Genomic DNA, 13,023 nt, shown 5'->3' with positions numbered 1-13,023 from the left:
GAGTGGCAGAAGAAGCGCCGGGGGGTGGCCTGGAGCGGGACGCCCCCCGGGGAGCCGGTGAGAGTGAGACCGCCCCGCTGCGGATCCGGCGGTATCGGTGGCCGGACCTCGACGCCGTGTGGTCCCTCCACCAGATCGGCCTGGCCCAGGTGGGCGTCGTGCCGGGTGACGGCGTCTACTACGACGACGACTTCCCCCGGATCACCGAGGTCTACCTGGCATCCGGGGGTGACTTCCTGGTCGGGGAGGCGGCCCGGGCGGGGATCGTCGCCATGGGGGGCCTGCGGCGCATCGACGACCACACGGCCGAGATGTGCCGGCTCCGGGTCCACCCCGACCACCAGCGGCGTGGTTACGGTGCTCGGATGACGGAGGCGCTTGAGGAGTGCGCCCGCCGTCTCGGCTACTCCACGCTGCGCGGCGACACCACGGTGCGGCAGGTCGCCGCGCTGGCGCTCTACCGCAAATCCGGATGGCGGGAGTTGCGGCGCGAAGCCCGAGGCGACAATGTCGTGATTTATATAGAGAAGCAGCTGAGCGCCATCGTTTCCCCGCTTTTCCCGCGATAGATAATGCTTACATCTCTTGGCGGATAGCTGATCGCTGCGAATACTTGTGCCTTGTCCGCAAGCGTGGGGAAAGAGGCATGATGAAGAAGATCATTATCCGCAAACCGGGAACGACGAAGCTCAGCGGCACGTCGAGCGTCATTCACAAGGGGTGAGGCGCCTCCCGAACCACATCTGGGTCCGGGGGGACCTCGCCCGGGACCGCGTGGCGGCGCTCCGCGCACTGGAGACGCCTCCCCCTCTGGCGCCCGTCGTCAACGGGCACCGCCGGCTACGCGGTCCGTACACGATCGGCGGCGCGCTCCTGCGCGCCATCGTTCCTGCCGCCTTGGAGCGTTCTCCGGACCTGGTGGCGGACCACGACATCGAGATCCGCGCGGTCGCGTCCAGCCTGCACCCGATGGTGCCGGCCCGCCGCCAGACGATCGAGGCCCGCCTGCCCGAGGACGAACGGATCCTCGTGCCCGCGCCGCGCCGTACGCTCAGAATCGCCAACGGGATCGCGGAGTTCGTCCGCGACCATCTCGCGGGGCCGCGAACGCTGCTGGTGGACAACCTGCACGAGGCCGACCCGGCGGACCGCGAACTGCTGGGTGTCCTGGCCCGCCGGGTGCCCGATCTCACGCTCGCCCTGGGCTCCGCCGAGCCGGCGTGGGAGAGAATGCGGCCCGTGGAGGCGCGGCCCCTGGACGGGCCACCGGACGACTACCTGGCCTCGGACTGCACCTCCGACGACCCCCGCGCCTACCGGGCGTACCTGTCGCTGACGCCGGAGGAGCGGGCGCGACGGCACGACCTGAGGGCGGCCGAGCTCGGCGCCGGCGCCGAGTCGGCGGAGAGCGCCCTCGGCGCGGTGCCGTACCACCTGGAGCACGGCGGTGACCCGGACGCCGCCACGCGGGCGCTGTGGGCGGCGGTGGACCACTGCGTCGCCGAGGGCTTCCTGCACGCGGTCGTGGAGCTGGGCTCGCGCGGGCTGCGGCTCTGCGAGCCGGGGTCCGAACCGTGGTGGCGCTTCGCCCATCGCACCGCGACGGCGCTCGCCGGGCTGGGACGGCCCGAGCAGGCGCGGGAGCTGTACGACCAGGCGCGGAGGGCCAGCGTCGATCCGGTCGTCCACGCCGCCGCGGCGTACGGCACGGCGATGCTGGACGCCCGGGACCGCGACCCGGCGCGACGCGACCTGCCGAGGGCCAGGGCGTGGATCAACGAGGCGATCGCGATCTCGACGCTGCTGCCCGACCGGCGGGAGCGGGCGTTCAAGCTCGGCTTCGACCAGAACGGCCGGGCGCTCGTCGAGCTTCGCGAGGGGCGGCTCCCTGAGGCGCTCGGCCTGGTCGAGTCGGCCCTCGACCTGGCCCGGCGCGACCTCCCGCCGGACGCCCACCCCCAGCACCGGATGGTGCTGCACGCCAACCGCGCGCAGCTCCTCGCGCGCCTGGGCCGCCGGCGGGAGGCGCTGGCCGGCTTCGACGCGGCCATCGGGATCGACCCGGTCTTCCCCGACCACTACCTGGACCGGGGAAACCTGCTGCTGGAGATGGGGCGGACCGAGGCGGCGCTGGCCGACTACGAGACCGCGATGCGGGTCAGCCCGCCGCTGCCCGAGGCGTACTACAACCGGGCGGAGCTGCGCCTCGCCGCTGGGGACCTGGACGGCGCGCGGGCCGACCTCGGCCACGTGCTCGACCTCGACCCCGGCTGGCTCGACGCGTACGTCAACCGGGCCGGGATCCTGGAGATGCTCGGCGAGCACGAGGACGCCAGGCGCGACGTGGAGGCGGGGCTGGCCCTGGACCCCGGCAACGCGCACCTGCACGGCGTGCTGGGGCAGCTGGAGACGGCGGCCGGACGGTACGCCGAGGCGGGGCTCGCGTTCGAGGCGGCGCTGGCCGCCGACGCCCGCCTGGCCTCGGCCTGGGCCAACCGGGCGACCCTGCGCTTCGAGACCGGCGACGCCCCGGGAGCGGTCGAGGACCTGACCCGGGCGATCGAGCTGGGGGAGGACGCCGCCCTCTACTTCAACCGCGCGACCGCCCTGGACGCGCTCGGCCGCCGCGGCGAGGCGCTGCTCGACCTCCGCCGCGCGCTGGTCCTCGCCCCCGGCGACCCCGACGTACGCGCGGCACTGGAGGGCCACGAGAAGGAGAGCTGACCCCGGCCCGGGCGGGTCAGGGCGCGATCGCGAGCAGGCGGTCGATGATCCCGGGCAGCTCCAGCGGATCGAGCGGCTCGGGCAGGGCGGAGAGGGCGGAGATCTCGTGCCAGGCCAGGCCCAGGAGGGCGCCGCTCTCCTCCTCGGTCAGGTCGGCCGAGGCCACCGGCGGAGCCACGCCGAACCGGGCGAGGTAGAAGCGCTCGGTCTTCACGTAGTGCCGGCCGAGCCAGTGGAAGTCCCGGTGCACCGGCACCCACCGGTCCCGCACGGCGTCGCCGGGCAGGCCGGTCTCCTCCCACCGCTCCCGGCGGGCCGCCTGGAGCGGTGACTCGCCGGGCTCGATGCCGCCGCCCGGGGGCTCCCAGAACGTCCGGCCGGCGAGCGGGTCGTGCCAGCGCAGCAGCAGCACCCGCGCCCGGTCGTCCACGCACACCACCCGCGCGGCCGGCCGGTCGTCCGTCGTCGCCGTCTCCACGTTCCCTCACCTTCCGGGCGACTGCCCCTACCCTGGAACCCGGTACCGACTTCCCTCTGAGGATCTGACTGAGCATGAGCGCTGATTACGTGCTGACCCTGTCCTGCCCGGACCGGCCCGGAGTGGTCGCGGCCGTGTCGGGGCTGCTGGCCCGCCGGGGCTGCAACATCATCGAGAGCCAGCAGTTCGGCGACCCCGTCGCGGAGCGGTTCTTCATGCGGGTGCAGTTCGCCGGTGAGCCCGCGATCGACGAGCTGCGGGCGGAGTTCGCCGCGCTCGCCCCCGAGTTCGCCATGGACTTCCAGCTCTTCGACCTCGCGGCGCGCACGCGGGCGCTGGTGCTGGTCAGCCGGTTCGATCACTGCCTCAACGACCTGCTCTACCGGGTGCGCTCGGGCCTGCTGCCGATCGAGATCGTCGGAGTCGCGTCGAACCATCCCGACCTGCGCCCGCTCACCCAGTCGTACGGAGTGGACTACCACCACCTGCCGGTCACGCCGGAGACCAAGTCGCGGCAGGAGGCGGAGATCCGCACCCTCGTCGACCACTACCAGGCCGACGTGGTCGTGCTGGCGCGGTACATGCAGGTGATCTCCGAGGAGATGTGCGCCAAGCTGGCCGGCCGGATGATCAATATCCACCACTCGTTCCTGCCGTCCTTCAAGGGCGCCAAGCCGTACCACCAGGCGTACGCGCGCGGGGTGAAGCTGATCGGCGCCACGGCGCACTACGTGACGCCCGTCCTGGACGAGGGGCCGATCATCGAGCAGGAGGTCGCCCGGGTGAACCACACGCACTCTCCGGAGGATCTCGCCGCGATCGGCCGCGACCTCGAATGCCAGGCGCTGGCCCGGGCCGTCCGCTGGCACGCGGAGCACCGCGTGCTGCTGGACGGCCACAAGACCGTCATCTTCCCCCGTTAGGACAGCTTCAGGCCAGTGTGCCGGGCCAGGAACGCGAGCTGGTCGGCCACGAGCTCGACCGACCTGCTCACGGCCCTGGCGCCGTGCCCGACCTCGGTCTCGTTGCGCAGCAGGATCGGGGGGTCGCCCGCCTGGGCGTGCTGCAGGGCCGCGGCCATCTTCCAGGCGTGCAGGGGATGGACCCGGGTGTCGGAGCCGAACACCGCGAACAGGGTGGCCGGATACGACACCCCCTCCCGCACATGGTGGTACGGCGAGTAGCTCCACAGCCAGGCGAACTCCTCCGGCACGTCGGCCGAGCCGTACTCGACGTTCCAGGTCGCCCCGAGCCCGAACCTCTCGTAGCGGATCATGTCGAGCAGCGGCGCCGAGCAGACGACGGCCGCGTAGAGGTCGGGGCGCTGGGTGAGCGCCGCGCCGACGAGCAGGCCGCCGTTGGAGCCGCCGGAGATGGCGAGCCGGTCCTGGCTGGTCACCCCGGTGGCGATGAGGTGCTCGGCGGCGGCGTGCAGGTCGTCGAAGACGTTCTGCTTCTTGCCCAGCATCCCGTCCCGGTGCCACTGCTCGCCCTCCTCGCCGCCGCCGCGCAGCTGGGCGACGGCGTAGACGCCGCCCGCCTCGACCCAGGCGAGGGTGGTGGCCGAGAAGCCGGGGTTCATCGGCACGCCGAAGCCGCCGTAGCCGTAAAGGATCGTGGGACGCGGCCCGGAGCCGGGCCGCGAGGTGACCAGCATGCGCACCTCGGTGCCGTCCTTGGACCGGTAGACGACCTGCTCGGTCGTCGCCTCGGGCACTTCCACCGAGCCCGGGGGCGCCTCCCAGAGCGTCGTCTCGCCGGTGAGCGCGTCGTACCGGAAGATCGCGGTGGGGGTGATGTCGTCGGTGTAGCTGAACCAGGCCTCGTGCCCGCCCTCGGGACGTTCCAGGATCCCGCCGACGGACCCGAGCCCCGGCAGGGGGACGTCGCCGATCCGCTCGCCGCTCTCCAGGGCGTGGAGGGAGATCTCGCCGATCGCGTGGCGCGTCCAGCCGACGAGCAGGACGGGCTCCGGCATGCCGTCGAGGATCGCGAAGTCGGACAGCACCGCCTCGGGATCCTCGGGGACGAGGTCGCGCCAGTGCTCCGGGCCGGGTCTGTCCGGGGAGGTGACGCAGACGCGCCCGCGCGGCGCGCCGAGGTCGGTGAAGACGTAGAGCCGGCCGTCGCGGCCGAAGTGGAGCCCGGTCTGGGCGTCGACGTCCTGCTGTACGGCGACCAGTTCCGGCGCCTCCGGCGAGGACGCGGCGAGGTCGGCCACCCACAGGTCGTTGCGCGGCGCCGTGCCGCGCGAGGCGGAGATCGACAGCCGGCGGCCGTCGAGGGAGACCGACACCCCGTAGTAGTTGGTCTTCTCCAGGCCCTCGCCGAAGATCATCACATCGTCGTCGGGGGACGCGCCGACGCGGTGCAGGTAGATCCGCCGGTGGAACTGCTCCTCACCGGCCGGGACCTCCGACGGCGCGAGCCTGCGCACGTAGTAGTACGCCTCGCCGCCGGGGATCCAGGCGACGGGGGAGTAGCGGCAGCGGTCGATCGGCCCCTCGACCCGCTCTCCGGTCGCCACGTCGACGACGTACAGGCGCGACTCCTCGTCGCCGCCCACGGAGATCTGGTACGCGAGCCGGTCGCCCTCCTTGCTTGGCTGGAAGGAGTCGAGGGTGGTCAGCCCCGAGGGGTCGAGGACCGTGGGGTCGAGCAGAACGCGCTCGCCGGCCTCGTCCGCGACGTACAGGACCGGGTGCTCCTGCTCGGGGGAGCGGCGGGAGAAGAAGCGGCGCCCGCCGCGCCAGGACGGCGTGCCGACCGATCCCGACCGCAGCAGTTCCGCCACCCGGTCGCGGAAGTGGTCGCGCCCCTCCAGCTCGGCGGACCGGAACAGGGTCTCCTGCGCGTCCAGCCACTCCTTGACCTCCGGGTCGTCCGGATCCTCCAGCCAACGGTAGGGATCGGGAACCGGCGTTCCGTGGAGGTCGTCGACGATGTCGTCACGGTGGGCGGACGGGTACTGCGGTCGGCTCATGCTGGCACTTTAAATCAGGTGGAGGACTGGGGCGGTACATCGGCCGTACCCGGCCAAGACTGGAGTAAAGGGATGATCGGCTGGGCATAGAAGCTGCAGGCGTTCCCGCCGTTCACCTCACGGACCCCGGTTATGGGGTGGCGGAGGGGCCGCCGAGAAGGCCACACTTTGGTGAAGGGCGGTGCCGTGGTGACGATCCGCTGGGCCGTCCGGCGGAGGTCCCTGTGACGGAAGCATCCGGGTCCCAACCAGCGGGGCCACAACCCAGGCGCACAGCCGAGGCTGCTGCGGAGGTCGGCTGATGCGCCAAGTCCTGCTTTTGAACGCCACGTACGAGCCGCTGACCACGCTCTCCCTGCACCGGGCCGTCATCCTGGTGCTGAGAGAGAAGGCGGACGTCGTCCACCGGGACGGCCGGGGAGCGGTGCTCCGATCGGCCACCCGCACGCTCGACGTCCCCTCGGTGATCCGGCTGCGGCGCTACGTCCGCATCCCGTACCGGACGCGCATCCCGCTCACCCGGGCCGCGCTCATGCGACGGGACAACTTCCGCTGCGCCTACTGCGGACAGCGGGCCGAGACGATCGACCACGTGATCCCGCGCTCCAAGGGAGGCCCCCACACCTGGGAGAACTGCGTCGCCTCGTGCATGCCGTGCAACCACCGCAAGGCCGACCGGTTCCTGGAGGAGCTGGGATGGGCGCTGCGCGTGGCCCCGGCGGTGCCGCACGGCGCGCACTGGCGGCTCATCGGCGCGCAACTCGACGGCGATCCGCAGTGGGCGCCCTACCTGGTGGAGACGGCGGCGTAACCGCGTCATGACGTGGACGATCACCTCCGGAGTGGAGGAGTACGCCGCGGCGGCCGAGCCCTGGCTGTTGCGCGATCCCGTCCGCAACACGGTCGTGCTGACCGTGCTGCGCGGGATCCGCGGCGGCCAGTTCGCCGAGGAGCCCCTCATGGGCTGGCTGACCGAGGAGGAGGGCTCGACCGCCGGCGCGTTCAGCCACACGCCGCCGTATCCGTTGCTGCTCGGGGACGTGCCGCCCGGCGCGCTGCCCGCTCTGGCGACCACGCTGATCGAGCTGGACCACGTGGTCCCCGGCGTGTCCGGGCCGGTCCGGGCGGCGGAGGCGTTCGCCGCGGCGTGGTGGCGCCCGGCGACCGGCCGCACGGCGCAGCGCCTCTACCGGCTCGGCGCCCTGCGGCCCCCTTCCACGAAGGGAAAGCCGAGGATCGCCGGGCCCCACGACCTGTCTCTCGCCGTACGGTTCTTCCGCGAGTTCCAGGAGGAGGCGCACGTCGAGCGCACCGCCGATCCCACTCCGGTCGTCGCCGCCCGCCTCAACCGGGACGAACTGCTGTGGTGGGAGGACGACGGCGGGCCGGTGTCGATCGCCGGCGTCTCCGCCCCGATCGCCGGCATGTCCCGGATCGGGCCCGTCTACACCCCGCCCGAGCTACGCGGCCGCGGGTACGGCAGCGCCGTCACGCACGCGGCCACCAGGAAGGCGCTCGACGAGGGAGCCACCGAGGTGCTGTTGTTCACCGACCTGGGCAACCCGAAGTCGAACTCCATCTACCAGCGGCTCGGCTACCGGCCCATCGCGGACTACGTCACCATCCACTTCGAGTGAGGCGCCCGCCTCCCCGGATCGGCCGTACTCTGGACGCATGCCTCGCTATGACTACCGTTGCCGCGCGTGCGGATCGACGTTCGAGCTCAACCGCCCCATGGCCGAGGCCGGCGACCCGGCGGCCTGCCCCTCCGGCCACGACGACACCGTGAAGCTGCTGTCCACCGTCGCGGTCACCGGCAAGGCGTCCGGGGCCACGGCCGCCCGCCCCACGGGCGGCGGCTGCTGTGGTGGAGGGTGCTGCGGAGGATAACCCGAGTCGGCCGAGCCCCAGACCGGGTCACGGAACGGGTCACGGTGGTCCGGACGGCCCGCAGGCGTGTGTACGGCACGCCTGCGGGCCGTCGGCGTTCAACGGGCCGAACGGTGCGCGGGGGCTCTGTCGTCGTCCGGCCTTTGTCCATGTCAGGACAGGCTTTCAACTATCAAACGTAAAGTCTGCGTTAATTAAGACTATCTTTCGACTTTCTCGGAAGTTAGTCTCTGCCTCAGAGACACCCCCGGCGCGGGCGCTTCGCCCGCGCAGCCTCTCTCTCAGCGAGGTGACGTTCTTGCCTGCCCTCCTTCCTCCTCTCCGGAACGTCCGCGGAAGCCTGCTCGCGCTTGGCCTCGCCGGCGCGCTGGCCATCCCCCTCTGCGCTCCGGCGAGCGCGACAGGCCCCGGCGGTCCACCCGGTGGGCCGCCCGGCGGTCCGCCCGGCGGTTCACACGGCGGTCCTCCCGCGGGCGGCCCCGCGGCGCCCCGTCCGTCCACGGCGACCGGCGAGAACGTCGCGAACCCGCTGCTCACGGGACCGATCGCGAACACCTCGCCGGTCGGGAGCCCCAAGCACGGGTATCCGTTCCTCGCCACCGACGTCGACCTCAGGTCGGCGGGCTACGTCGAGCAGGAGTTCTTCGTCTCCGGCACGGCGACGAGCTACGCGACGCGCGGCACCGACACCGCGACCGTGGTCAGCACCGGCAACCCGTACCGGACCCGCCTCGTCGTGCGCCGCCCGGCCGACGCCCGCGCGTTCAACGGCGTCGTGATCGCCGAGTGGTACAACGTCAGCAACCAGTGGGACCAGGAGGTCGACTGGTTCCAGTCCCACGAGCACCTGATCCGGGAGGGGTACGCCTGGGTCGGTGTCTCCGCGCAGCGCGCCGGAGTGCACTCCGCGACCGGGCTCAAGGCGTGGAGCCCGGCCCGTTACGGAACGCTGGATGTGACCGCGGGCGGGACGGTCGACGACGACAGCCTGTCCTACGACATCTTCAGCCAGGCCGTGAAGGCCGTCCGCGGCTCCACCGGCAAGACGGGACCGCTCGGCGGGCTTCCCCGGCCGCGCTACGTGATCGCTACCGGCCACTCGCAGTCGGCCGGCCGTCTGGCGAACTACTACAACGCGGTCCAGCCGCTCGCGAACGTGCTCGACGCGGTCGTGCTGCACGGCGGCGGGGGCGTGCTCCGCACCGACCTGCCGACGCCGGTGTTCCGCGTCAACTCCGAGGGCGACGTGAGCGGTGGCATCCTGCCGGCCGCCGCCCGTGCCCAGGCCGACTCGGCGATCCTGCGCAGCTGGGAGGTGGCCGGGGCGTCCCACGGCGACTGGAAGCTCATCCGGGACTACGGCCCGCTGCGCAAGCGGGATGTCGGCAGCTACCCCGGTGGTTATCCGGGCGAGCCGCAGACATGCGCGCTGCCCTCGCTGTCCCGCATCCCCCAGCACATGGTGCAGAACGCGGCGTACGACCACACGCTCGCCTGGATCGCCCACGGTGTGCTGCCTCCGGCGGCACCCAAGATCCAGATGACGGACGCGGCCCCGCCCGCGATCGCCCGCGACTCCCTCGGTCTCGCGCTCGGCGGCATCCGCCTCGCGCAGCAGGAGGCGCCGCTGCGGATCAACACCGGCACCAACACCGGCCCGGGCTTCTGCTTCCTCGACGGCAGCTCCCTGCCGCTGACCGGCGCGCAACTCGCCCAGCTCTACCCGGCCACGCGGTCGTACGCCGACAAGGTGGTGGCGACGACGCTCGCCGACGTCGGAGCCGGGTACATCTCGCGGTCGTTCACCCGCGATCCCGCCTGGTACTCCGACATCCGCGATCTCATCGGCGAGTACGTCGCCTCCGGCGCCGTCACCGAGGCCGTCGGGGCGACCCTGCAGGACCGTCTCCGGCACGCCGAACGGGCCGGCCTCGCCGGCGACGAGCCGCCCGCGATCGCCCACCTGCGGCAGCTCGCCGAGCGGGCGGGCAAGCAGATCAAGGACGCCACGGCGCGAGACGGCGTGCTGCGGGTGACCCAGGCGCTTGCCGACCTCCTCACCGAGGCCCGGAAGCTGGACCAGCACAAGGGCCACTAGACATGTCCCTGATCCTCCGGGCCCTGAGCCGGTAGTCAGGGCCGGAGGATCAGGGGACACGGTTCCAGGCGAGCAGCCGGACGGGTCAGGCGGCCGACGGGCGCCTCACCCGGGACCGGCGCTGGAACGGCAGGTAACGCTGCGGCAGGTGCGCGCGGGCCGGCAGGTCGGTCGGCTCGACCGCCAGGATCCGGTCGAAGCGGAACGCCCTGATCGACCGCCTGAGACGGCACCAGCCGACCAGGTACCAGAACTCGCCGTGGACCATGCAGGTCACCGGCTCGACGTCGCGGACCGACAAGCGGCCCCCGGCGTCGTGATATTGGATGCGGATCACCAGGCGGGCGGTGATCGCGCCCGCCACCGCCCGTACCCGCCGGGCGACGTCGGTGGGGAGCGGGGTCGTCAGCGTGGTGAGGGTCGTGGCGATGACGTCGTCGTCCAGGTCGAGGTGCTGGAACGCGTGGCGCAGGCCGCGCCGGGCGGTGACCGACTGGGGGCCGGCTCCGAGATGAGCGAGGGACAGGGCGAGGGCGGCGAGTTCCTCGGCGGTCAGCGTGTGCCGAATGACGTTGGCCATAGTTCGACAATAATCATCAGGACTGACATTTTCCCGAACGGGTGCTCGGAAGCATGGACAGGTTCACGTGACCTCGTGGCCACCTTCTGCTGACCCCGCCGCAGGCCGCGGAAATAGCTTCCCGGTCCGGGCCGCCGACGGTAGTTTCTCCGTCGTGCGTCCTCCGATCGAGCCCTACGACCACGGGCACCTGGACATCGGCGACGGCCACCTCGTCTACCGGAATGCGGGCCAGTGCTCCGGCCTTCAGGCCGGGGGTGAAGGCCCGCGCGGGAGTGCCCGCTAGGGCGCGAACGTGCTTTCACCCGCAGGTCACGGTGGGCGTTGCCGCTGCTCGATGTGCTGCTTTGAGTACCGTGAGCGGTGCACCGCCGACTGAGCCGGCGAAGTAGGACTTCGGACCAGAAGTGTCCACCCCTCAGGTACTTGCGGACATGCGCGCTGTGTTCCTTGCGGAGTTTCCGCGCCGAGACGCCCTTCAGTGGGTTGACGAGCGTGGACAGGGCGACCTTCGGCGGGTGGTGGATCAGTGGGTGGACGTGGTCGTGTTCGCCGTTGAACTCCCGACGTTCGACCTCGAAGTCGGCGCCGATCTCGCGCATGAGTTCCTCGCATCGGGTCGGCATCGGGTCGGCATCGGGCCGGTGAGGGCCCCACGCCGGTACTTCGTCACGCACACCACGTGGGCGTGGAGGGTGTGGACACCATGGCGTTCGATGCGTACATCGGGGTCACTCAGGGTGTGGATTCCATCACGATGACATAAACCCGGGGGTACGATCCGGGTGTGGAGGTGGCCAGGCAGGCGCGTGCGCATGTGGCGCGTCTCGACCTGAGCACGGCCCAGGTGGCGATGCTGGACGGTCAGGCGCATACGGCCCGCGCGCTGTGGAATCTGCTGCACGAGCTCGACCGGGGGATCACCGTCGCGCTGGCGTTGTCGGACGGCACCATGCGCGAGCATGGGGACTGGCTCAGCGGCGGTGAGCGTGAACGCCTGCGTCGGCTGGAGAAGACGTCCGCCCGCCGGCGCCGCACTCGCGTTCCCGGCCGGCCTGCGTCCAGACGGCTGGCCCGCACCTATGACCGGATCGCCCGGCTCCGCGCGACAGCCAAGCGCCGAGCCGTCGACTGGCAGCACCAGACCACCACCGAACTCGCGCGCACCTTCGGCGTGGTCGTGGTGGAAGACCTGACGATCACGAACATGGTCCGCTCCGCGACCGGCACGATCGAACACCCCGGCCGGAACGTGCGGCAGAAGGCCGGGCTGAACCGCGCCATCGCCGGGCAGGCGTGGGGCCGGACGGTCACCCTGCTGGAGTACAAGACCACCCCGAGGGCAAGCCCGCGCTCGTCGTCCACGGCGGTCCCGGCTCGGGCTGCACGCCCCGTCAGCGCCGGGCCTTCGATCCCGGCCGCTACCGCATCATTCTCTTCGACCAGCGCAACTGCGGCCGGAGCCTGCCCCACGCGAGCGACCCGGCGACCGACCTCACGACCAACACCACCCACCACCTCGTCGCCGACATGGAGCGGCTGCGCGAGCACCTCGGAGTCGACAGGTGGCTGCTCTACGGCGGGTCCTGGGGCTCCACGCTCATCCTCGCCTACGCCGAGGCTCACCCGGAGCGGGTGTCGGAGATCGTCCTCGCCGGTGTCACCATGACCCGCCGCTCCGAGATCGACTGGCTCTATCGGGGCGTCGCCCGCTTCCTCCCCGAGCAGTGGCGGCGCTTCCGGTCCGGGGTTCCCGAGGACGAGCGCGACGGCGACCTGCTCGCCGCGTACGCGCGGCTGATGTCCGACCCCGACCCGGACGTACGGGCCAGGGCGGCGCACGCCTGGACGGCGTGGGAGGACGCGGTGATCGCGCACGAGGTCAACGGCGCACCGAACGCCTACAGCGACCGGCCCTCCCCGGCCCTGCAGGCCTTCGTCAGGATCTGCGCCCACTACTTCTCGAACGCCGCCTGGCTGGAGGAGGACGTCCTGCTCCGCGACGCGCACCGGCTGGCGGGCATCCCCGGAGTGCTCGTCCACGGCCGCCTCGACCTCGGCGCGCCGCTGGAGACCGCCTGGCGACTGGCCAGGGCCTGGCCGGACGCGCGTCTCGTCGTGGTGGACGACTCGGGCCACACCGGCAGCGACGCGATGCGCGGGGAGATCCGGGCGGCGCTGGACCGCTTCGGGGCCGTGCCGCCCGGCTGACGACCGCCGGCCAGAACGCGGCCGGGCCCGCGACCCCGCCGGGAAGCGGGGCACGCGGG

General features: G+C 72.0%; 12 protein-coding genes and 2 pseudogenes. 10 read left to right on the top strand and 4 right to left on the bottom strand.

Annotated elements, in window-relative coordinates; translation table 11 throughout:
* Positions 1 to 2 precede the first annotated feature (2 nt).
* Entirely contained in the window at positions 3 to 569 is a 567-nt protein-coding gene (locus OG344_RS00410; RefSeq protein ID WP_405086455.1) for a GNAT family N-acetyltransferase, read from the top strand.
* A 151-nt stretch (positions 570 to 720) separates the two neighbouring features.
* A complete protein-coding gene (locus OG344_RS00405) occupies positions 721 to 2,724 on the top strand; it encodes a tetratricopeptide repeat protein (RefSeq protein ID WP_405086454.1) in 2,004 nt (667 codons plus the stop codon).
* A 16-nt stretch (positions 2,725 to 2,740) separates the two neighbouring features.
* Here OG344_RS00405 and OG344_RS00400 read toward each other — a convergent pair whose 3' ends face one another.
* Positions 2,741 to 3,202 (bottom strand): NUDIX hydrolase, encoded by a 462-nt coding sequence (locus OG344_RS00400; RefSeq protein ID WP_405086453.1) that lies wholly within the window; start codon positions 3,200 to 3,202, stop codon positions 2,741 to 2,743.
* A gap of 74 nt (positions 3,203 to 3,276) precedes the next feature.
* On the opposite strand from OG344_RS00400, the gene purU reads away from it, so the two are divergent.
* Positions 3,277 to 4,125 (top strand): formyltetrahydrofolate deformylase, encoded by an 849-nt coding sequence (purU, locus tag OG344_RS00395; protein ID WP_327047158.1) that lies wholly within the window; start codon positions 3,277 to 3,279, stop codon positions 4,123 to 4,125.
* Here purU and OG344_RS00390 read toward each other — a convergent pair.
* Positions 4,122 to 6,185: a prolyl oligopeptidase family protein gene (locus OG344_RS00390; protein WP_405086452.1), complete on the bottom strand. Its 2,064-nt coding sequence runs from the start codon at positions 6,183 to 6,185 to the stop codon at positions 4,122 to 4,124. The genes purU and OG344_RS00390 overlap by 4 nt on opposite strands.
* A gap of 301 nt (positions 6,186 to 6,486) precedes the next feature.
* On the opposite strand from OG344_RS00390, the gene OG344_RS00385 reads away from it, so the two are divergent.
* From OG344_RS00385 to OG344_RS00370, 4 genes are all read left to right on the top strand, one after another.
* The gene (locus OG344_RS00385; RefSeq protein ID WP_327047156.1) at positions 6,487 to 6,996 is read left to right on the top strand and encodes an HNH endonuclease; all 510 of its coding nucleotides are present in this window, start codon (positions 6,487 to 6,489) and stop codon (positions 6,994 to 6,996) included.
* Between the two features lie 7 nt (positions 6,997 to 7,003).
* A complete protein-coding gene (locus OG344_RS00380; protein ID WP_405086451.1) occupies positions 7,004 to 7,822 on the top strand; it encodes a GNAT family N-acetyltransferase in 819 nt (272 codons plus the stop codon).
* 37 nt (positions 7,823 to 7,859) lie between these two features.
* A complete protein-coding gene (locus tag OG344_RS00375) occupies positions 7,860 to 8,075 on the top strand; it encodes a zinc ribbon domain-containing protein (RefSeq protein WP_405086450.1) in 216 nt (71 codons plus the stop codon).
* Between the two features lie 298 nt (positions 8,076 to 8,373).
* Positions 8,374 to 10,173 carry an alpha/beta hydrolase domain-containing protein gene (locus tag OG344_RS00370; protein ID WP_405086449.1) on the top strand — a complete coding sequence of 600 codons (1,800 nt, stop codon included), beginning with the start codon at positions 8,374 to 8,376 and terminating at the stop codon, positions 10,171 to 10,173.
* An 85-nt stretch (positions 10,174 to 10,258) separates the two neighbouring features.
* Here the strand turns inward: OG344_RS00370 and OG344_RS00365 are convergent, their stop codons facing one another.
* Positions 10,259 to 10,753, bottom strand: a complete 495-nt coding sequence (locus OG344_RS00365) for a WYL domain-containing protein (RefSeq protein ID WP_327047152.1) — start codon at positions 10,751 to 10,753, stop codon at positions 10,259 to 10,261.
* Positions 10,754 to 10,907: 154 nt separating this feature from the next.
* Here OG344_RS00365 and OG344_RS00360 point away from each other — a divergent pair, with 154 nt between their 5' ends.
* On the top strand, positions 10,908 to 11,039 hold the full coding sequence (locus OG344_RS00360) for a hypothetical protein (protein WP_405086448.1): 132 nt from the start codon (positions 10,908 to 10,910) through the stop codon (positions 11,037 to 11,039).
* Positions 11,040 to 11,065: 26 nt separating this feature from the next.
* Here the strand turns inward: OG344_RS00360 and tnpA are convergent.
* Positions 11,066 to 11,492: pseudogene (gene tnpA / locus OG344_RS00355) on the bottom strand (IS200/IS605 family transposase).
* 114 nt (positions 11,493 to 11,606) lie between these two features.
* On the opposite strand from tnpA, the pseudogene OG344_RS00350 reads away from it, so the two are divergent.
* Both OG344_RS00350 and pip read left to right on the top strand, forming a co-directional pair.
* Positions 11,607 to 11,960, top strand: a pseudogene (locus tag OG344_RS00350) (hypothetical protein); the annotation flags it as partial.
* Between the two features lie 89 nt (positions 11,961 to 12,049).
* Positions 12,050 to 12,964 (top strand): prolyl aminopeptidase, encoded by a 915-nt coding sequence (gene pip / locus OG344_RS00345; protein WP_405086447.1) that lies wholly within the window; start codon positions 12,050 to 12,052, stop codon positions 12,962 to 12,964.
* The last annotated feature ends 59 nt before the right edge of the window (positions 12,965 to 13,023 follow it).

The sequence above is a fragment of the Microbispora sp. NBC_01389 genome, assembly GCF_045040095.1.
GTDB lineage: Bacteria > Actinomycetota > Actinomycetes > Streptosporangiales > Streptosporangiaceae > Microbispora.
The sequence above is the reverse complement of the archived record's forward strand: the minus strand, read 5'-3'. Positions and strand labels throughout refer to the sequence as shown.

Bases quoted from the DNA above. Each gene is read 5' to 3' on its own strand.
- purU (WP_327047158.1), top strand. From the start codon at position 3,277: ATGAGCGCTGATTACGTGCTGACCCTGTCCTGCCCGGACCGGCCCGGA.
- OG344_RS00390 (WP_405086452.1), bottom strand. From the start codon at position 6,185: ATGAGCCGACCGCAGTACCCGTCCGCCCACCGTGACGACATCGTCGAC.
- OG344_RS00385 (WP_327047156.1), top strand. From the start codon at position 6,487: ATGCGCCAAGTCCTGCTTTTGAACGCCACGTACGAGCCGCTGACCACG.
- OG344_RS00380 (WP_405086451.1), top strand. From the start codon at position 7,004: ATGACGTGGACGATCACCTCCGGAGTGGAGGAGTACGCCGCGGCGGCC.
- OG344_RS00375 (WP_405086450.1), top strand. From the start codon at position 7,860: ATGCCTCGCTATGACTACCGTTGCCGCGCGTGCGGATCGACGTTCGAG.
- OG344_RS00365 (WP_327047152.1), bottom strand. From the start codon at position 10,753: ATGGCCAACGTCATTCGGCACACGCTGACCGCCGAGGAACTCGCCGCC.